The following is an 18015-nucleotide window of genomic DNA, read 5'->3' on the forward strand; positions in this document are numbered from 1 at the left end:
ATGGTAGAAACCCTGCTCGAAGTTCGTAATCTGAGCAAAACCTTTCGCTACCGGACGGGATTATTCCGCCGTCAGACCGTTGAGGCCGTTAAGCCGCTGAGCTTTACCCTGCGCGAGCGTCAGACGCTCGCCGTCATAGGTGAAAATGGTTCCGGTAAATCTACGCTGGCGAAGATGCTGGCCGGTATGATTGAGCCCACCAGCGGTGAGCTGCTGATTGACGATCACCCGTTAAAATATGGTGATTATTCATTCCGTAGTCAGCGTATCCGTATGATTTTCCAGGATCCGTCAACGTCGCTTAACCCACGGCAACGTATTTCGCAGATCCTCGATTTCCCGCTACGTCTGAACACCGACCTCGAGCCTGAACAGCGTCGCAAACAGATCATCGAGACCATGCGCATGGTCGGTCTGTTGCCTGACCATGTGAGTTATTACCCGCATATGCTGGCTCCGGGACAAAAACAGCGTCTGGGCCTTGCCCGAGCGCTCATTTTGCGCCCCAAAGTCATTATCGCCGACGAAGCCCTGGCCTCTCTGGACATGTCGATGCGTTCGCAGCTCATCAATCTGATGCTGGAATTACAGGAAAAACAGGGGATTTCATATATCTATGTGACTCAGCACATCGGCATGATGAAGCACATCAGCGATCAGGTATTAGTCATGCACCAGGGTGAAGTGGTTGAACGCGGCAGTACAGCAGATGTTCTGGCCTCGCCGTTGCATGAGCTGACCCGTCGCCTGATCGCCGGTCATTTCGGCGAAGCGCTTACCGCTGACGCGTGGCGTAAAGATCGCTAACAGATGCAGCCCTCCTCAACCGGAGGGCAATTTTGCAATCAGTGACAAACATTTGGTAAGAGCAGTGTATCAACCTCGCTAAACGCGACCGAAGGGAAAAGAGATCCCTGCATCACCCAAACACCAGCCGCGCCTACTTCGTCGATAAGCTGTTTGGTTTCCACGCCCTCCACCGCAATGCGGTCGCAATATTCGCGGATGTTTTTAATTAGCACCGGGAACATCGGTTTTTCAGCCTGATCCAGGAAAAAACCACGATCCAACTTCACCACATCAAAACGACCGCAAACCAGCGGACTGGCCCCAATGCTGCCGGAGCCCAGATCGCCCAGCCATAATGCGTTTGGACCGTCGCAAAGTGAATTAATCAGCAGATTATTCAGACATACGGTATTCGTCAGAAAACGCTCTGAAAGTTCCAGGGCGACAAAAGGCATGGCATGTAGCGCCGATTTAACGCTCGGGTCGCCAATTGCCAGCAGCGCCATTTCATCAATGAGGTTCAGAGTACAGAAAAGGTTGTGGCTCTCAAACCAATTACGCTTTTCGGCAATTAATCGAATTTGCTCGAGCATGAAATTACGTTTTTGTTCGCTATTCCACGCTGAAATGATGAACTCTGGGTGTATCGGCGAAACCGTATCTGAAGCAAACCGGACGCTCATCTCAACACCCAGTAACGTATCAGTTGTGTCTCTCATCGGTTCCGCGATGAAATGATAGTGCATAAGACCACTCCAATTGATCATAACTTCCTGATAATGCACTTTTAATCACAATCAATCAATAATATCGATCAATGTATCAATATCGATCGATAAAAACAATATATCATAACGAACTGAATACGGTCATATTTTTTGTTTTAAGAAAGTTCCTACATTGCTATGTTTTAAAACATAAGCTAGCAGTTAATAATACCATTGAGATGCCTTTAAAGCCTTGTATTTTCTCCATCCCCCCGCGCTTCGCAGAATGAATGAGACTTAACCAGGGAAAGTGTTATAACCCTCATGTGTAATGAAAAGTGATTATCAGTAAGGGATGATAACTATTCTACAAGGCACAAAGAGTGGGATATAATTGCTGCCCCATTTCGAAACACCTTCAAATTGTGATCATAACTCATTGATTGCTAAAAATAAGCAATGACCATAAGGATTAAAGCTATGGGTTTTCTTTCCGGTAAGCGCATTCTGGTAACGGGTCTTGCCAGCAAACTATCCATCGCCTGGGGTATCGCTCAGGCAATGCATCGCGAAGGGGCTGAACTGGCGTTCACCTACCAGAATGACAAACTAAAAGGCCGCGTCGAAGAATTTGCAGCTCAACTGGGTTCCAGCATCGTACTGCAGTGTGATGTGGCGGAAGATGCCAGCATTGATGCACTGTTTACCGAACTGGGCAAAGCCTGGCCGAAATTCGACGGTTTCGTGCACTCCATTGGTTTTGCGCCCGCAGACCAACTGGATGGCGACTATGTGAATGCAGTCACCCGCGAAGGCTTCAAAATTGCTCATGACATCAGTGCTTACAGCTTTGTGGCGATGGCAAAAGCCTGCCGTTCCATGCTGAACCCAGGCTCGGCGCTGCTGACGCTATCCTATCTGGGCGCAGAGCGCGCCATCCCTAACTACAACGTGATGGGCCTGGCAAAAGCCTCACTGGAAGCGAACGTCCGCTATATGGCTAATGCGATGGGTCCTGAAGGTGTGCGTGTGAACGCTATTTCTGCCGGTCCTATCCGTACACTCGCCGCTTCCGGCATTAAAGATTTCCGTAAAATGCTGGCGCATTGTGAAGCGGTTACGCCGATTCGCCGCACTGTAACCATTGAAGATGTGGGTAACTCCGCAGCATTTTTGTGCTCCGATCTCGCTGCCGGCATCTCGGGTGAAGTCGTTCACGTCGATGGTGGCTTCAGTATCGCGGCAATGAACGAACTGGAACTGAAATAATCGTAAGTCTTCTATGGGCGGTCTTGCCCCGCCCATGACTCTCCTCTGCCTGCCGCCATATATGCTTTTCTGATATTTATTATCACGGAACAATCTTTCATCCCCTCTTCTGCTTACGTCAGGATATTGCAGCGCAAACGATCCGGCGTAGTAGTAGACGACGTGTCCGGGTCGCCACTTTTTAGACCAAGGACCGCCCATGGAACAACGCCGAATTGAAGGCAAAAGCCACTGGTATCATGAGACGCAATCCAGCAAGCATCCGCAAGATATTCTGCCGCTGGTGCCGGAAGCCGCTCATGTCGACGACTGCTTTTTACTGGATCTGGCGATACCTGATGACGCCCTTTTGCCTTTTCAATCCTGGTTAACCCCTGCCCGTAAACTTGCCCAGGTTCTCTTCCCGGTTCACGTAAACCTGAATCAGATGCACACATTCAGCGCCTATGAGCGGATGAGTACGGCGCTAACCGTCGCTCAGGTGTATGGCGTCCAGCGATTGTGCAATCACTATGCCGCGCGGTTAACACCGCTTCCTGGTCCTGACTCGTCACGGGAAAGTAACCATCGGCTGGCGCAAATCACCCAATATGCTCGCCAACTTGCCAGCTCTCCTGACGTGATAGGCGCACGCGATCGCCAGCATCTGGATGCGGTCGGGCTGACTACCAGCGATAGTATTTTGATGAATCAAATCATCGGGTTCGTCGGTTTTCAGGCCCGGACCGTGGCCCTGTTTCAGGCCTGGTTTGGACATCCGGTACGCCGAATACCGGGGCTGGATATACAGCAATTCGCTCACGCTTCGCCATTTAGTGCAACAAACGCTACCTGGCACGCTGCGCCATTCCCAATCGAAAAATATCATTCTCAGGACGAGACGACGGCCAGACATTTTCCCGATGAACTGCAAGCGTTGGTGCCATTACTGATCCATTCACCGGTCATTTTGGATTTATTCACGACACTGATTTCCAGTACCCGGCGTAGCGCTGTACCGGTGCGGGCATTTTCACTGGCGGCGCTAATGACGTCACGGATTAACGGCAGCGTGGCCTGCTTTAATGAACAGGCACATACAGCCAATGAATTAGCCAACGTTATCGCCCTGCTTCGCCAGGAGGAACGTGAATTACAGCGTTGGGAACAGCGACATCCGGTTGAGCGCGTCACCCTGCAGGCGGTACAATGGCTAACCCGAGCGCCCGACCGTTTTAGCGCCGCGCTGTTAACCCCTTTGTTCGATCAGGGCATCTCTTCTGAACAAGCGATTAACCTGCTGGCCTGGAGCGGATTGTGCGGATGGTTGAATCGCTTGAAAATCGCGCTGGGCGAGACTTATTAACCGATCCACTTACTGAAAGAGCGCTTGCCGCAACTGAGAGAATCGCGTAAAACTGTCAGCCGCTCTTTTAGCCACGAAAATAGACAATTATGCTTCAGGACAACCCGCTGCTAGCGCAGCTTAAACAGCAACTGCATTCCCAGACGCCACGTGCTGAAGGGGTGGTAAAAGCCACGGAAAAAGGCTTTGGCTTCCTGGAAGTCGATGCACAAAAAAGCTATTTCATTCCACCGCCGCAGATGAAAAAAGTGATGCATGGCGACCGCATTGTTGCGGTTATCCATACAGAAAAAGATCGTGAATCTGCCGAGCCGGAAGAACTGATCGAACCCTTCCTGACGCGCTTCGTGGGTAAAGTTCAGGGCAAAAATGATCGTCTGTCCATTGTGCCGGATCATCCGTTACTGAAAGAAGCGATCCCTTGCCGTGCCGCCCGCGGCGTTGAGCACGATTTTAAAGAAGGTGACTGGGCCGTCGCTGAAATGCGTCGCCACCCGCTGAAAGGCGATCGCACCTTCTATGCCGAGTTAACCCAATTTATCACTTTTGCTGATGACCACTTTGTCCCGTGGTGGGTCACGCTGGCACGCCATAATCTCGAAAAAGAAGCGCCGGACGGTGTGGCAACTGAGATGCTGGATGAAGGTCTGGTTCGTCAGGACTTAACCGCCCTCAACTTTGTCACCATCGACAGCGCCAGCACCGAAGATATGGACGATGCGCTTTATGCTGAAGAGCTGGCCGACGGCAAACTGCAATTAACTGTCGCCATTGCCGACCCTACGGCCTGGATTGCAGAAGGCAGCAAGCTGGATAAAACAGCAAAAATTCGCGCGTTTACTAACTATCTGCCGGGGTTCAACATCCCGATGCTACCACGCGAACTGTCTGACGATCTGTGCTCTTTACGCGCGAACGAAGTGCGTCCGGTTCTGGCTTGTCGTATGACCATCGCCGCGGATGGCGCGATTGAAGACAACATCACCTTCTTCGCAGCGACGATTGAGTCGAAAGCGAAGCTGGTCTACGACAACGTCTCCGACTGGCTGGAAGGCGCCGGCGACTGGCAGCCTGCAAATGACGCGATTGCTGAACAAATCCGTCTGCTACACCGTATTTGCCTGAGCCGCGGTGAATGGCGTCATAACCATGCTCTGGTATTTAAAGATCGCCCGGATTACCGTTTTGTTCTTGGTGAAAAAGGTGAAGTCCTGGACATCGTCGCTGAGCCACGCCGCATCGCAAACCGAATCGTGGAAGAATCCATGATTGCGGCAAACATATGCGCCGCCCGCGTGCTTCGCGACAAGCTCGGCTTCGGTATTTATAACGTCCATATGGGATTCGACCCGGCCAACGCCGACGCTCTGGCCGCGCTGCTAAAAACCCATGGTATGCACGTTGATGCCGAGGAAGTCCTGACGCTGGAAGGTTTCTGCAAACTGCGCCGCGAGCTGGATGCGCAGCCTTCTGGTTTCCTCGACAGCCGAATTCGCCGTTTCCAGTCTTACGCTGAAATCAGTATCGAGCCAGGGCCGCACTTTGGGCTGGGTCTGGAGGCTTATGCCACCTGGACCTCTCCTATTCGAAAATATGGCGATATGATTAACCACCGCCTGCTTAAGGCCGTCATCAAAGGTGAAACCATCGCCCGCCCTGGGGATGATACCACGGTGCAAATGGCGGAACGTCGTCGCCTGAACCGGATGGCTGAGCGCGATGTGGGCGACTGGTTATATGCCCGTTTCCTGAGTGACAAAGCCGGGACCGATACCCGCTTTGCGGCCGAGATAATTGACGTTAGCCGCGGCGGTATGCGCGTACGTTTAGTTGATAATGGCGCAGTCGCATTTATTCCTGCCCCATTCCTGCACGCCGTTCGGGACGAGCTGGTATGCAGCCAGGAAAGCGGCACGGTGCAAATTAAAGGTGAAGTGGTTTACAAAGTCACGGATGTGATTGACGTAACCATCGCCGAAGTTCGCATGGAAACCCGCAGCGTTATCGCGCGTCCAGCCGCGTAACTCGTATCAATCCAGCGACCTTTCTCATTTTGTGAAAGGTCGTTTCTTTTTTCCGCCCAAATTCCCACCACCGCACTACACTTCTTTCATTCGGTCAATTTTATTTTTTTACTTTTTTCAGTTCCGCTGGCTTTGCTTTTTACGGATTCTGGATTAAACATAAATATATAAAAAAAACAATACGTTCAGCCATAATCACCCCGAATGAATCATGGCTACCCATACTTTTGAGGCTCTATGCGCTTTAAACGGGATAGTACACATGATGAAAGACGTCCGGGAGCTGGTTACGTTGTATAGCTATGTGGGCACTCATAACCCCTACTGGCGTTTGTCAGAGGATTGCAACATCCTGCATTTCTCTATCGACGAAGCGTCAGAAGCTGATCAGACCATCGAATTATTACCTGAACAAGCCGATCGCATTCGCGAGATGACGGTGATCACGTCAAGTCTGTTAATGACGTTGCCCATTGAAGATGACGACATTCCCGTGCATCTGGTCGGTCGAAAAATCAATAAGCGCGAATGGGCTGGTAGCGCATCCGCCTGGGATGACACCCCTTCCGTCGCCCGCGATCTGGCCCACGGCCTCTCTTTTGCCGAACAAGTCGTTTCCGAAGCCAATTCCGTTATTGTCATTCTTGACCGCATGGGCAACATTCAGCGGTTTAATCGCCTGTGCGAAGAGTACACCGGCCTCAAAGAACGTGAAGTCATTGGTCAAAGTGTATTCACATTATTTATGAGCCGTCGTGAAGCGGCGGCTTCACGGCGCAATATTGAGGTCTTTTTTCGCGAAGGTAACTCGTATGAGGTTGAACGCTGGGTCAAGACCTGCAAAGGCCAGCGTCTGTTTCTTTTTCGCAATAAATTTGTGCATAACGGTAGCGGCAAGAACGAAATTTTTCTGATCTGTTCCGGGACCGATATCACTGAAGAACGCCGCGCGCAGGAACGACTGCGGGTGTTGGCGAATACCGACTCCATCACTGGATTACCAAACCGCAACGCAATTCATGAACTGATCAGCAATGCGATTGAGAACGCGGGCGATACGCAGGTCGGTATTGCGTACCTCGATCTGGATAACTTCAAAAAGGTAAACGATGCCTACGGGCATATGTTTGGCGATCAGCTACTACAAAGCGTGTCGCTGGCAATCCTCAGTTGCCTCGAAGACAACCAGATCCTGGCGCGATTTGGCGGCGATGAATTCATTGTTCTTGCCACCGAAACATCCCAGGGCACACTGGAAGCCACCGCATCACGCATTCTGACGCGCCTGCGCCAGCCCTTCCGCATCGGTCTGATTGAAGTCTATACCGGATGCTCTATTGGTATATCCCTCGCGCCTCAGCATGGTCAGGACTGCGAGAGCGTCATTCGTAACGCGGATACAGCCATGTACACCGCGAAAGAAGGCGGCCGTGGGCAGTTTTGTGTTTTTTCTCCGGAAATGAATCAGCGGGTATTTGAATATCTGTGGCTGGATACTAATCTGCGTAAGGCACTGGATAACGATCAACTGGTTATCCATTATCAGCCAAAGATAACCTGGCGCGGTGAAGTGCGCAGCCTGGAGGCGCTGGTTCGCTGGCAATCTCCGGAACGCGGCCTCATTCCACCGCTGGAGTTTATATCCTACGCCGAAGAATCGGGGCTCATCGTCCCGCTGGGGCGTTGGGTTATTCTCGACGTTGTGCGCCAGGTCGCGAAATGGCGTGACAAGGGAATAAACCTGCGCGTGGCGGTAAACGTTTCTGCCCGCCAGCTCGCCGACCAGACGCTTTTTACCGCACTTAAGCAGGTGCTTCACGAGCTCAACTTTGAGTATTGCCCCATCGATGTTGAATTAACAGAAAGCAGTTTGATAGAAAATGAGCAACTGGCGTTGTCAGTCATTCAGCAGTTTAGCCAGTTAGGTGCGCAAATCCATTTGGATGATTTTGGTACCGGTTATTCGTCGCTGTCTCAACTGGCCCGCTTCCCGCTAGATGCCATTAAACTGGATCAGACCTTTGTCAGAGAGATCCACAAACAATCCATTTCACAATCGCTGGTACGGGCCATAGTTGCGGTAGCACAGGCGCTCAACCTGCAGGTCATCGCCGAAGGCGTGGAAAGCGCGAAAGAGGATGCGTTTCTGACCAAAAATGGCGTCAATGAGCGTCAGGGGTTTTTATTCGCCAAACCAATGCCAGCAGCCGCATTTGAACGTTGGTATCGCCGCCACCTGAGTAAAAAACTGCGCTAATGCAGAGAGAATGAAGGCGATAAATAGCCATAAATGGACATTACATGACGACGCTATCCGCATGTAATCACAGAATATATAATATTCTTCAATCGTTCAGGTTAATACTATTTTTCCCTTCTCTTTTGCCATGAAATTCTGCATCATGAAATTCACACTCTATTGCCATTAGGATGACGACCATGTCTGATATCGACGCTCAGCGTCTGGCCGAACGTATTGATACCGTGCTGGATATCCTCGTTGCAGGTGATTACCACTCAGCCATCCACAATCTTGAAATTTTGAAAGCTGAACTGTTAAACACAGTCAAAGAAGATGCCGAATCTTTGGCGAAAAAGCAGAAGGCGCCATGGGAGATCTGATGACAGTGATCTTTTGATGTCGCTGCTATCAGCAAACTGCAGATAATGCAGTTTCCGTTTAATTTCCGATACGATATCGCAATAAAATTAATACTATGAATTCCCGACAACAATCTATTTTGCAGATGGTGACCGATAAAGGTCAGATGAGCGTCGCCGATCTGGCAAAAGTCACCGGTGTCTCCGAAGTGACGATTCGACAGGATCTGAACACGCTGGAAAAACAGAGTTACTTACGCCGAGCTCACGGTTTTGCTGTTTCATTGAACAGCGATGATGTTGAAACGCGCATGATGACCAATTTCACTCTGAAACGTGAACTGGCTGAATTCGCTGCATCTCTGGTCAGTCCAGGCGAATCCGTATTCATTGAGAATGGCAGCAGCAATGCACTTCTGGCCAGAACGCTGGCAGAGCAAAAAGATGTCACCATCATCACCGTGAGCAGCTACATTGCTCATCTGCTCAAAGAAACGCCCTGTGAAGTGATACTTCTCGGTGGAATTTACCAGAAAAAAAGTGAGAGCATGGTCGGCCCCTTAACTCGCCAGTTTATCCAACAGGTACACTTCAGTAAGGCCTTTATCGGCATTGACGGCTGGCAGGCTGATACCGGTTTTACCGGGCGCGATATGATGCGTTCTGACGTGGTTAACGCGGTGCTGGAAAAAGGCGCAGAAGTTATTGTGTTGACCGACAGCTCAAAATTCGACGCCATTCACCCTTACACGCTGGGTCCATTAGAGCGATTCAGCCGCGTAGTAACGGACTCCAGACTCAGCGCCAGCGTACAAATGCAGCTCGAACATTCAGGATTAATCGTCAATATCATTGATGCCCACGCATAAAATCTTCAGTAGATGGTTTGTCAGCAGACAAATCATCTGCTCTCTGAGAGTTATCTGACAATCCAATTAAGACTTTTTACCTGTCGTTAACAGGATAAAGTCGTAAAATTAATGTTAGCGATATAACAGGAACGAACCTCCAACTTCAGGATAGTGTTTGTAATGCCTTCGCTAAACGGTTTCACGGAAATATCTTCGATAGTCTTAATTTGACGCTATCCTTAAAGAACACTGGATTCCGTGAATCAATAATTCAGGAGAAAGTATTATGTTAGTAACGAGCAAAAAAATGACCGCTGCCATTCTGGCGATTACTCTGGCAATGTCGCTGAGTGCCTGCTCTAACTGGTCCAAACGAGATCGTAACACCGCAATCGGTGCTGGTGCAGGTGCAATAGGTGGTGCAGTCCTGACTGACGGTAGCACGCTGGGTACGCTGGGTGGTGCTGCAGTAGGTGGTATTATTGGCCACCAGGTGGGTAAATAATCTACGGTTAAACGGCTCGATATAATAATACGTTTACTTTTTCAGGTCTGTATTATTAAAAAGCCACGGAAATTTTCCGTGGCTTTTTTATTAACCGCCAGCCAGTTTAACTTTCATTCCTTTAGCTTCCAGCAGCGATTTAATCAGGTCGCGTTTATCCCCCTGAATTTCAATCACGCCATCTTTCACTGCTCCACCGCAACCACACTTTTTCTTCAGTTCTGCGGCTAATTTGGTCAGTTCGGCATCGTCTTGATCAATACCGGTAATCAGGCACACGCCCTTCCCTTTGCGACCACTGGTCTGGCGCTGGATACGAACAATGCCATCGCCTTTTGGACGCTCAGGCGCTGTTTTCGGTTCATCAATACGCCCGGAGTCCGTAGAGTAGACCAGACGAGAGTTTGAGTCGTTCATTTACGCACCTCGTTTCAGGGAAGCATTGATCATCTTAAGCGTCTGCGCGGGATCGGCCGACTGGGTGACCGGACGACCAATCACCATGTAATCCACACCTGCTAACTGCGCCTGTTCCGGTGTCATAATACGACGCTGATCGCCCGCCTCGCTGCCTTCTGGACGAATCCCCGGCGTCACCAGCTTAAATGCCTGGCCCAACGCCTGCTTGAATCGCACCGCTTCCTGAGCTGAGCATACGACACCATCCAGACCACAATTCTGGGTTAAGCGCGCCAGTCTTTCAGCATAATCCGCAGGTGACAACGTCACGCCGAGATCGGCGAGGTCGCTGGCTTCCATACTGGTCAGAACCGTCACGGCAATCAGCAGCGGCGCGTCCTGGCCAAAAGGCACTAAGGCTTCACGGGCTGCAGTCATCATACGCGCCCCGCCAGAAGCGTGAACGTTAACCATCCAGACACCAAGTTCAGCAGCAGCGGCAACTGCATGTGCGGTGGTATTGGGAATATCATGAAATTTCAAATCAAGAAAGATGTCAAAACCACGCTGTTGTAGATCGCGAACCAACTGAGGTCCAAAAAGCGTGAACATCTCTTTGCCCACTTTCAAACGGCAATCACGAGGATCAATTCTGTCGACAAAAGCTAATGCTTTATCACGATTAGAATAATCGAGAGCGACAACGACAGGAGAATCGGTAACAGCACGAGAAGAAGATGAAGCAGTAAACGTCATGACCAGACCTTCTTGAGGATGGGCGCCCACGGCGGCGCGAAATGGGTAAACGGCGTGCATTCTACCTGCGGTAATAGAAAATTAACAGGCGCGATTACATTTCTGCCAGGCGAACCGGCAACGGAGGTTGAGGATGGATCTATTACACCCCAACAGTATGTTGTAACTAAAATGAGATTTTTTAAAAAATTACAGCCCATCAAGTCCGCGAATGGGCTTAATGGTTGACCATGAACGGCAGGATGGACAGTGCCAGTACAGCGTATACGCCGTAAAACCGCACTTCTGGCAGCTGTAACGCGGTTTACTGCGTACCTGCTCTCCGACCATATCGCGCAGAACCATCAGGCTCTCTTTGGCACGCCCTTCTTCGGCTTCGTGGAGATGATAATCCATCAGCTTGTGGAACACGCGCATCGTAGGATGACGTTGCAGCTGACGAGTGATATAGACCTGAGCGGTATCAGCCCCCTCACGCGCCTCAAGAATATCAGCCAGCATCAGTTCGGCGGCGGCACCAGTATTTTCCTCGACGGCACGACGTAAAAACTCCGCCCACTCATCGTTTTTCCCCAGATGCTGGTAGCAGCTTTGCAGCATTTCCAGCGTTTCGCTGACCAGCTCTTTGTCCTGGGAAATGACCCGTTGCAGGCTTTCAACCGCCTTCGCGTAATCACCTTTTTCCATGTACACACGACCCATCATGATGGATACCCGTGCACTGTTTTTGTCTGCCGCCGCGCCTTTTTTCAACAGCGTCATGGCGCGATCCATATCGTCGCTACCCATTTGCTGTAAGGCCAGTTCGCAGTAGAAGTGGGCTATCTCATTACGCTGTTTGTCTTTGCCGAGTTTTACCAGACGCTCTGCTACATCAATGGCTTTTTGCCATTCGCTGGTGGCCTGATAAATTTGCAACAGTTGCTGTAATGCGCCAACCCGAAAATCAGTTTCATCGGTAAGCTGATTGAACATGTCTTCCGCGCGGTCGTACAGTCCCGCGGCCATGTAGTCGCGCCCCAGCTGTTGCACGGCCAGCAAACGCTGCTCGTAGGTCAGCGAGGCACTTTCCATTAACGTTTGATGGATGCGGATTGCGCGATCGACTTCACCGCGAGAGCGGAACAGGTTTCCGAGGGTGAGATGAGCCTCAACGGTGCCTGTGTCCTCTTTTAGCATATCAAGGAACAGATCCACCGCTTTATCTTGTTGATTGCTCAGGAGGAAGTTAACCCCGGCGACATAGTCACGAGAAAGACGGTTAGCTTCATCCTGCTTGGTTTGTTGCGCACTTCTGCGACCCATATACCACCCATAGGCAGCGGCTACAGGTAAAAGCAGAAACAACAACTCCAACATAAATAATTATTCCTTCACAACCGACGAATCGGCAGATACCGCAACGTCGGTCGCAGGCGCAAGCTGGTTTTCCAGTCGTTTGATTTTACGTTCGGCGCGCGCAAGAGACACACGAACCTTCAGCCAGAAAAGGCCGCAAATTAGCCAACCAATCGCAAACCCTGCGGCAAACAATACAGCAAGCAGCGTAGAGATACGATACTCACCCTGAGCCAGCAGGTAATTAAACGTAACCTGTTGATCGTTTTGCGCACCCAATGTCACCGAAATAACAAAAATCGCCAACACCAGTAAGAAAATGAGTAAATATTTCACATTACTTCCCGTTATGTGGTTTGAGCGAATAAATCGTGTCCAACTTACCGCGTTGAGCCCTTTAAATTACCATTTTCACAACGAGTGCGAAACGGAAAAGCGCTTTCCACTTTCTGATTTGAGGGCAAAATTTGAAAAATCAATCATCGCTAGCTTTCTTGTTCTCGCTGCGCGATTTCTTTTTTCTCCTGCACTGGTGGGGTTAATGGTCCGCATACCCGCTGTGCAAGCCAGGTTGCCAGCGTCACCAGCAGCCACGAAATCAGCGTTGCCACCACCAAATCACGGGGCCAGTGCATGCCTAACAGCAAGCGGCTGCCCATCACGCCGGTCGCCCAGATCAGCAAAAACACAATCGTCAGCGTACGTCTGCGCGGCCATAACAGCCCTACGCCCAGTAAAGCCCAACTGGCGGCAAACATCGTATGTCCGGACGGAAAGGCAAAACCCGTTTCTTTTTGCCAGTGCTTGCGTAAAAACGTTGGAATATCCTGCTGTTCAGCCAATTGTTCTCTGACTAAATGCCCACGATCTTTACGTTTTAAAGTGTAGAACTCATCAACCGGAATATGGTGCGTTTTTTCCAGCCACACAACAAAAGGTCGCGGTTCTTGCACCCTGTCTTTGACCCAGGACTTCACGCCCTGTCCCACTAAAATCGCTGCGGCCAGAATAGCAAACAACATTACCGCGGCTTTAAGACGAAAACGCAGGCACCACAGAAACCATGCACAAAGCGCAACGTGAGTGATAATTCCCCACGGCTGCGTCACCGTTTCCGTTACCCAGTACAAGGACTTTAACCACCAGACATTGTGCCCCGGCTGCCAGCTCCAGCCTGATACCCATACGGCAACCGGCATGATAAGTAGCAGTCCGGTCCCCACTGCGGTGCGCTTTGCAATAGACAGCATTGCCTCTCCTTTCGTCGATAAGTATCACAATCATAACTGAAAAATTCACACGTCGGGAAAATTGACAATTTTGTGCCATTCCAAAAGCGAATCCGTGGTCGCGATTAGGTGAACGTCGTTGCCTTATGGCAAAATAGTGTAATACAGAACAGAAGCCGACAGGCGAAGGCACGACGAGTGCCAGCATAATCTGGAGAATTACATGCAGCTTAAACGTGTGGCAGAAGCCAAACTGCCAACCCCCTGGGGTGATTTCCTGATGGTGGGATTTGAAGAACTGGCAACCGGACACGATCATGTCGCACTGGTTTTTGGTGATATAACAGGCCAAACACCTGTCCTGGCGCGCGTCCACTCCGAATGTTTGACTGGTGATGCGCTGTTTAGCCTGCGTTGCGATTGCGGTTTCCAGCTTGAAGCGGCCCTCACCCACATTGCTGAAGAAGGGCGTGGCATTCTGCTTTATCACCGTCAGGAAGGACGCAACATTGGCCTGCTCAACAAAATCCGCGCTTACGCGTTGCAGGACCAGGGTTATGATACCGTTGAAGCGAATCATCAGTTGGGATTTGCGGCAGACGAGCGCGATTTCACGCTGTGTGCCGATATGTTCAAGCTGCTGGGCGTGGATGCGGTACGTTTGCTGACCAATAACCCGAAGAAAGTAGAAATCCTGACCGAAGCGGGAATCAATATTGTTGAACGCGTGCCGCTGATCGTGGGCCGTAATCCAAAAAATGAACATTATCTGGACACCAAAGCCGCCAAGATGGGACATTTGCTGGGCAAATAATCGTTGTCACCGCCTATCAAAAAGCCTGCTCTCGCAGGCTTTTTTGCATTTTAATTCAACATATTACGAATCACGTAGTGCAGAATGCCGTCGTTTTGGTAATACGTTAGCTCCGTCGCGGTATCAATGCGACAGCGGCATAGAATCACCTCTTTACGCCCATCTGCGCGTACCATACTCACCGGAACTGTCGCCCCCGGTTTAATGTTTTGTAGGTCCGTAATATCGATCGCCTCCTCACCGGTTAATCCCAGCGTTTTACGCGTGACGCCCTGCGGGAATTCCAGCGGTAAAATGCCCATGCCAATCAGGTTAGAACGGTGAATTCGCTCAAAAGACTCTGCGATAACCACGCGAACGCCCAGCAAACGTGGGCCTTTCGCCGCCCAGTCACGGCTGGAGCCGGATCCATACTCTTTCCCAGCAATCACCGCCAGAGGCACGTTCTCCTGCTGGTATTGCATGGCCGCATCATAAATAGCCACCACTTCGGTTCCCGGCAAATGACGCGTCATGCCACCTTCCACGCCAGGTACCATCTCATTGCGAATACGAATATTGGCGAAGGTACCACGCATCATCACTTCATGATTCCCGCGTCGCGAACCGTAGGAGTTAAAATCTTTACGCTCAACGCCATGGCTTTGCAGATAACGCCCCGCCGGACTGTCTGGTTTAATACTGCCGGCAGGAGAAATATGGTCGGTGGTAACAGAATCTCCGAGCATCGCCAGAATACGCGCACCGTGAATGTCCTGAACCGGATCCGGCGTAGCCTGCATACCATCGAAGAACGGTGACAAACGGATATAGGTCGAGTCAGACTGCCAGCCATAGGTATCAGCGCGATCAACCTGGATTGCTTTCCATTCTGGCGTGCCTTCAAAGACTTCAGCATACTCTTTGTGGAACATGGCGGTAGAGACCTGCTCAACGGCGCGGGCAATTTCCTTGGCTGTCGGCCAAATATCTTTCAGATAAACGGGATCGCCTTTTCTGTCATGGCCTAACGGATCTTTCGTCAGGTTGATATTCATATTCCCCGCCAGCGCGTAGGCTACCACCAGCGGCGGAGACGCCAGCCAGTTGGTCTTCACGAGCGGATGGATACGACCTTCAAAGTTACGGTTACCAGAAAGCACTGCCCCAACCGTAAGATCGCCTTTTTTGATGGCTGTTTCGATAGGATCGGGTAAGGGTCCAGAGTTGCCAATACAGGTGGTACAGCCATAACCCACAAGATTAAATCCCAGCTCATCAAGGTACGGAGTGAACCCTGCCTTTGCCAGATAATCGGAAACCACCTTCGATCCTGGCGCCAACGAGGCTTTCACCCATGGCTGACGTTTCAAACCAAGCGTTACGGCTTTTTTCGCCAGCAGCCCCGCCGCCATCAATACGCTTGGGTTTGAGGTGTTGGTACAAGAGGTGATAGCGGCTATCACCACCGCGCCGTCCGGCAGCTTATACTGCTGACCGCTCATGGTATAGTCCACTGGCTGACGGTCTTTCAGCGAGCTATTCACCTCGAGTTCATTACTCGCCGAAAAGGCTTTCGGCACATCAGCCAGCGCCACCCGATCCTGCGGACGCTTCGGTCCAGCAAGGCTTGCCTCTACGCTGCCCATATCCAGCTCCAACGAACTGGTAAACACAGGTTCATCCCCTGGGTTACGCCACATTCCCTGCGCTTTGGCATAGGCATTGACCAACTCAACCTGTTCCTCACTGCGCCCGCTCAGACGCATATACTCAAGGGTAATGTCATCGATCGGGAAGAAACCGCAGGTTGCGCCGTATTCCGGTGCCATGTTCGCAATGGTTGCTCGATCGGCCAGAGGTAAGGTGTCCAGCCCATCACCGTAGAATTCAACGAATTTACCGACTACACCGTGCTTACGCAGCATCTGGGTGACGGTCAGAACCAGGTCGGTGGCAGTGATGCCTTCCCGCAGTTTACCCACCAGTTTAAAGCCCACAACATCCGGGATCAGCATTGAGACCGGTTGACCCAGCATTGCTGCTTCAGCTTCAATGCCTCCAACGCCCCAGCCCAGCACACCGAGACCATTAATCATCGTGGTATGGGAATCGGTACCGACCAGTGTATCGGGATAAGCCACCCACTCACCGTCCTGTAACTCGCTCCAGACAGCTTTGCCAAGATATTCAAGGTTAACCTGGTGGCAAATCCCCGTACCCGGCGGTACAACGCTGAAGCGACTAAATGCCTGCTGTCCCCATTTCAGGAACACATAACGTTCATGGTTACGTTCCATTTCCAGGCGCACGTTTTCTTCGAAAGCATCATCATCACCGAAACGATCCACCGTTACAGAGTGATCAATGACAAGATCCACTGGCGAAAGCGGATTCACTTTTGCCGTATCCCCACCCAGACGTTTCACCGCTTCGCGCATGGCGGCGAGATCGACCACCGCCGGCACGCCGGTAAAATCCTGCATCAGAACACGAGCAGGTCGATAGGCAATTTCTCGATCGGCATGAGCGGTCTTCAGCCAATGCGCAAGCGCATGAATATCATCTTCGGTAACGGAATTACCGTCCTGCCAGCGAAGCAGGTTTTCCAGCAAAACTTTTAGCGATTTCGGTAAACGGGTGATATCACCCAGTGATTTAGCGGCCAGCGGCAGACTGTAGTAACGGTAGGTTTTATCTTTAACCTGCAATGTGTCCTTACTGGCTTCTCTAGGGTCGACGACATAGCTCCTCCTTAATGACAGGGTTGGATCCCCTGATTTTCCTCAGGGTTAGTATTAAAGATAACACAAACAAAATGTAACGCTTTGATAACAACTCAAATTGATAAAAGTGGAGGGCTACAAAAGGGGCAACTGAAGTATCTGGCGAGGAGAAAGGTTTAAGCGGTCAAGGTTAATACGGTGATAAGCATGGCTCATCACGATTGCCCGGAATAAAATATTTGCAGTACAAGACAACGGACTAATAATAATTATAAAATTCGTATCAATTATTGTTTCTGTTCATCATCATCCGTAAACAGATCGATAAACGCCCGTTGTTCAGGAGAGAGTTTCCAGGTCGCTGGAATATTCGGCTTATTCTCTGCGCTGCGTTGACCCTCTTGTTCATGGTCATCCGGAGATGGCATCACGGTGGAGCGTTGTTCCAGTGTGGACATGACCTACCCCCACACATTCCAGGCCACGAGCGCGACAATAACCCAGAACACGGCAGAGCCAAGAAACACAGCGAACCAGGCTTTACGTTTCATGACGGGATCCCGGCGTGCTGGCTGGTTTCCTGAAGGCATCGCTAACCTCATACTATCGAAATCACTTATCATTTAAGCACCAAACAATCGGTACAATTAATCATCAGATAGGAGGAATCCTAATAAAAAAGG

General features: G+C 50.7%; 18 protein-coding genes. 9 read left to right on the forward strand and 9 right to left on the reverse strand.

The window, feature by feature from the left end; all coding sequences use genetic code 11:
• Entirely contained in the window at positions 1 to 807 is an 807-nt protein-coding gene (sapF, locus tag B9P82_RS14090; RefSeq protein ID WP_016153235.1) for a peptide ABC transporter ATP-binding protein SapF, read from the forward strand.
• Between the two features lie 38 nt (positions 808 to 845).
• Here the strand turns inward: sapF and B9P82_RS14095 are convergent, their stop codons facing one another.
• Positions 846 to 1535 carry an EAL domain-containing protein gene (locus B9P82_RS14095; protein WP_047500365.1) on the reverse strand — a complete coding sequence of 230 codons (690 nt, stop codon included), beginning with the start codon at positions 1533 to 1535 and terminating at the stop codon, positions 846 to 848.
• A gap of 441 nt (positions 1536 to 1976) precedes the next feature.
• Between B9P82_RS14095 and fabI the strand changes: the two genes are divergently transcribed.
• The 7 genes from fabI (at position 1977) to osmB (ending at position 10091) form a co-directional block, all read left to right on the forward strand.
• On the forward strand, positions 1977 to 2765 hold the full coding sequence (gene fabI, locus B9P82_RS14100) for an enoyl-ACP reductase FabI (protein WP_016156642.1): 789 nt from the start codon (positions 1977 to 1979) through the stop codon (positions 2763 to 2765).
• A gap of 199 nt (positions 2766 to 2964) precedes the next feature.
• Positions 2965 to 4110, forward strand: a complete 1146-nt coding sequence (locus tag B9P82_RS14105; protein ID WP_101700513.1) for a carboxymuconolactone decarboxylase family protein — start codon at positions 2965 to 2967, stop codon at positions 4108 to 4110.
• 89 nt (positions 4111 to 4199) lie between these two features.
• Complete coding sequence (locus tag B9P82_RS14110) at positions 4200 to 6134, forward strand: exoribonuclease II (protein WP_047417275.1); 1935 nt, start codon at positions 4200 to 4202, stop codon at positions 6132 to 6134.
• 265 nt (positions 6135 to 6399) lie between these two features.
• Entirely contained in the window at positions 6400 to 8391 is a 1992-nt protein-coding gene (gene pdeR / locus B9P82_RS14115; RefSeq protein WP_029139557.1) for a cyclic di-GMP phosphodiesterase, read from the forward strand.
• A gap of 182 nt (positions 8392 to 8573) precedes the next feature.
• Positions 8574 to 8756: a YciZ family protein gene (locus B9P82_RS14125; protein ID WP_016153241.1), complete on the forward strand. Its 183-nt coding sequence runs from the start codon at positions 8574 to 8576 to the stop codon at positions 8754 to 8756.
• A 95-nt stretch (positions 8757 to 8851) separates the two neighbouring features.
• Positions 8852 to 9604 carry a DNA-binding transcriptional regulator YciT gene (locus B9P82_RS14130; RefSeq protein ID WP_016153242.1) on the forward strand — a complete coding sequence of 251 codons (753 nt, stop codon included), beginning with the start codon at positions 8852 to 8854 and terminating at the stop codon, positions 9602 to 9604.
• 268 nt (positions 9605 to 9872) lie between these two features.
• Complete coding sequence (gene osmB / locus B9P82_RS14135; RefSeq protein ID WP_003020583.1) at positions 9873 to 10091, forward strand: osmotically-inducible lipoprotein OsmB; 219 nt, start codon at positions 9873 to 9875, stop codon at positions 10089 to 10091.
• A gap of 90 nt (positions 10092 to 10181) precedes the next feature.
• Here the strand turns inward: osmB and yciH are convergent, their stop codons facing one another.
• The 5 genes from yciH to pgpB form a co-directional block, all read right to left on the reverse strand.
• Entirely contained in the window at positions 10182 to 10508 is a 327-nt protein-coding gene (gene yciH / locus B9P82_RS14140) for a stress response translation initiation inhibitor YciH (protein ID WP_016153243.1), read from the reverse strand.
• Complete coding sequence (pyrF, locus tag B9P82_RS14145) at positions 10509 to 11246, reverse strand: orotidine-5'-phosphate decarboxylase (protein WP_049282555.1); 738 nt, start codon at positions 11244 to 11246, stop codon at positions 10509 to 10511. It lies immediately after the preceding gene.
• Positions 11247 to 11435: 189 nt separating this feature from the next.
• Positions 11436 to 12605 carry a lipopolysaccharide assembly protein LapB gene (gene lapB, locus B9P82_RS14155; RefSeq protein WP_047417273.1) on the reverse strand — a complete coding sequence of 390 codons (1170 nt, stop codon included), beginning with the start codon at positions 12603 to 12605 and terminating at the stop codon, positions 11436 to 11438.
• Positions 12606 to 12611: 6 nt separating this feature from the next.
• Complete coding sequence (locus B9P82_RS14160) at positions 12612 to 12920, reverse strand: LapA family protein (RefSeq protein WP_006684318.1); 309 nt, start codon at positions 12918 to 12920, stop codon at positions 12612 to 12614.
• Positions 12921 to 13069: 149 nt separating this feature from the next.
• Positions 13070 to 13834 carry a phosphatidylglycerophosphatase B gene (pgpB, locus tag B9P82_RS14165; protein WP_101700515.1) on the reverse strand — a complete coding sequence of 255 codons (765 nt, stop codon included), beginning with the start codon at positions 13832 to 13834 and terminating at the stop codon, positions 13070 to 13072.
• Between the two features lie 202 nt (positions 13835 to 14036).
• On the opposite strand from pgpB, the gene ribA reads away from it, so the two are divergent.
• A complete protein-coding gene (ribA, locus tag B9P82_RS14170; protein ID WP_016153247.1) occupies positions 14037 to 14627 on the forward strand; it encodes a GTP cyclohydrolase II in 591 nt (196 codons plus the stop codon).
• Between the two features lie 50 nt (positions 14628 to 14677).
• Here the strand turns inward: ribA and acnA are convergent, their stop codons facing one another.
• From acnA to B9P82_RS14180, 3 genes are all read right to left on the reverse strand, one after another.
• Positions 14678 to 17371: an aconitate hydratase AcnA gene (acnA, locus tag B9P82_RS14175; RefSeq protein ID WP_101700516.1), complete on the reverse strand. Its 2694-nt coding sequence runs from the start codon at positions 17369 to 17371 to the stop codon at positions 14678 to 14680.
• 248 nt (positions 17372 to 17619) lie between these two features.
• A complete protein-coding gene (locus B9P82_RS28495; protein WP_168188448.1) occupies positions 17620 to 17790 on the reverse strand; it encodes a hypothetical protein in 171 nt (56 codons plus the stop codon).
• Positions 17791 to 17793: 3 nt separating this feature from the next.
• Positions 17794 to 17934, reverse strand: a complete 141-nt coding sequence (locus B9P82_RS14180) for a YmiA family putative membrane protein (RefSeq protein ID WP_213083732.1) — start codon at positions 17932 to 17934, stop codon at positions 17794 to 17796.
• Positions 17935 to 18015 lie beyond the last annotated feature (81 nt).

It is taken from the genome of Citrobacter sp. L55, assembly GCF_002850715.1.
Lineage (GTDB): Bacteria > Pseudomonadota > Gammaproteobacteria > Enterobacterales > Enterobacteriaceae > Citrobacter > Citrobacter braakii.

Excerpts from the sequence above, each read along its gene's own strand:
- pyrF (WP_049282555.1), bottom strand. The coding sequence starts at position 11,246 with ATGACGTTTACTGCTTCATCTTCTTCTCGTGCTGTTACCGATTCTCCT.
- B9P82_RS14130 (WP_016153242.1), top strand. The coding sequence starts at position 8,852 with ATGAATTCCCGACAACAATCTATTTTGCAGATGGTGACCGATAAAGGT.
- lapB (WP_047417273.1), bottom strand. The coding sequence starts at position 12,605 with ATGTTGGAGTTGTTGTTTCTGCTTTTACCTGTAGCCGCTGCCTATGGG.
- pdeR (WP_029139557.1), top strand. The coding sequence starts at position 6,400 with ATGAAAGACGTCCGGGAGCTGGTTACGTTGTATAGCTATGTGGGCACT.
- pgpB (WP_101700515.1), bottom strand. The coding sequence starts at position 13,834 with ATGCTGTCTATTGCAAAGCGCACCGCAGTGGGGACCGGACTGCTACTT.
- ribA (WP_016153247.1), top strand. The coding sequence starts at position 14,037 with ATGCAGCTTAAACGTGTGGCAGAAGCCAAACTGCCAACCCCCTGGGGT.
- B9P82_RS14105 (WP_101700513.1), top strand. The coding sequence starts at position 2,965 with ATGGAACAACGCCGAATTGAAGGCAAAAGCCACTGGTATCATGAGACG.
- osmB (WP_003020583.1), top strand. The coding sequence starts at position 9,873 with ATGTTAGTAACGAGCAAAAAAATGACCGCTGCCATTCTGGCGATTACT.
- B9P82_RS14095 (WP_047500365.1), bottom strand. The coding sequence starts at position 1,535 with ATGCACTATCATTTCATCGCGGAACCGATGAGAGACACAACTGATACG.
- B9P82_RS14110 (WP_047417275.1), top strand. The coding sequence starts at position 4,200 with ATGCTTCAGGACAACCCGCTGCTAGCGCAGCTTAAACAGCAACTGCAT.
- B9P82_RS14125 (WP_016153241.1), top strand. The coding sequence starts at position 8,574 with ATGTCTGATATCGACGCTCAGCGTCTGGCCGAACGTATTGATACCGTG.
- B9P82_RS28495 (WP_168188448.1), bottom strand. The coding sequence starts at position 17,790 with ATGTCCACACTGGAACAACGCTCCACCGTGATGCCATCTCCGGATGAC.
- yciH (WP_016153243.1), bottom strand. The coding sequence starts at position 10,508 with ATGAACGACTCAAACTCTCGTCTGGTCTACTCTACGGACTCCGGGCGT.
- sapF (WP_016153235.1), top strand. The coding sequence starts at position 1 with ATGGTAGAAACCCTGCTCGAAGTTCGTAATCTGAGCAAAACCTTTCGC.
- B9P82_RS14180 (WP_213083732.1), bottom strand. The coding sequence starts at position 17,934 with ATGAGGTTAGCGATGCCTTCAGGAAACCAGCCAGCACGCCGGGATCCC.
- fabI (WP_016156642.1), top strand. The coding sequence starts at position 1,977 with ATGGGTTTTCTTTCCGGTAAGCGCATTCTGGTAACGGGTCTTGCCAGC.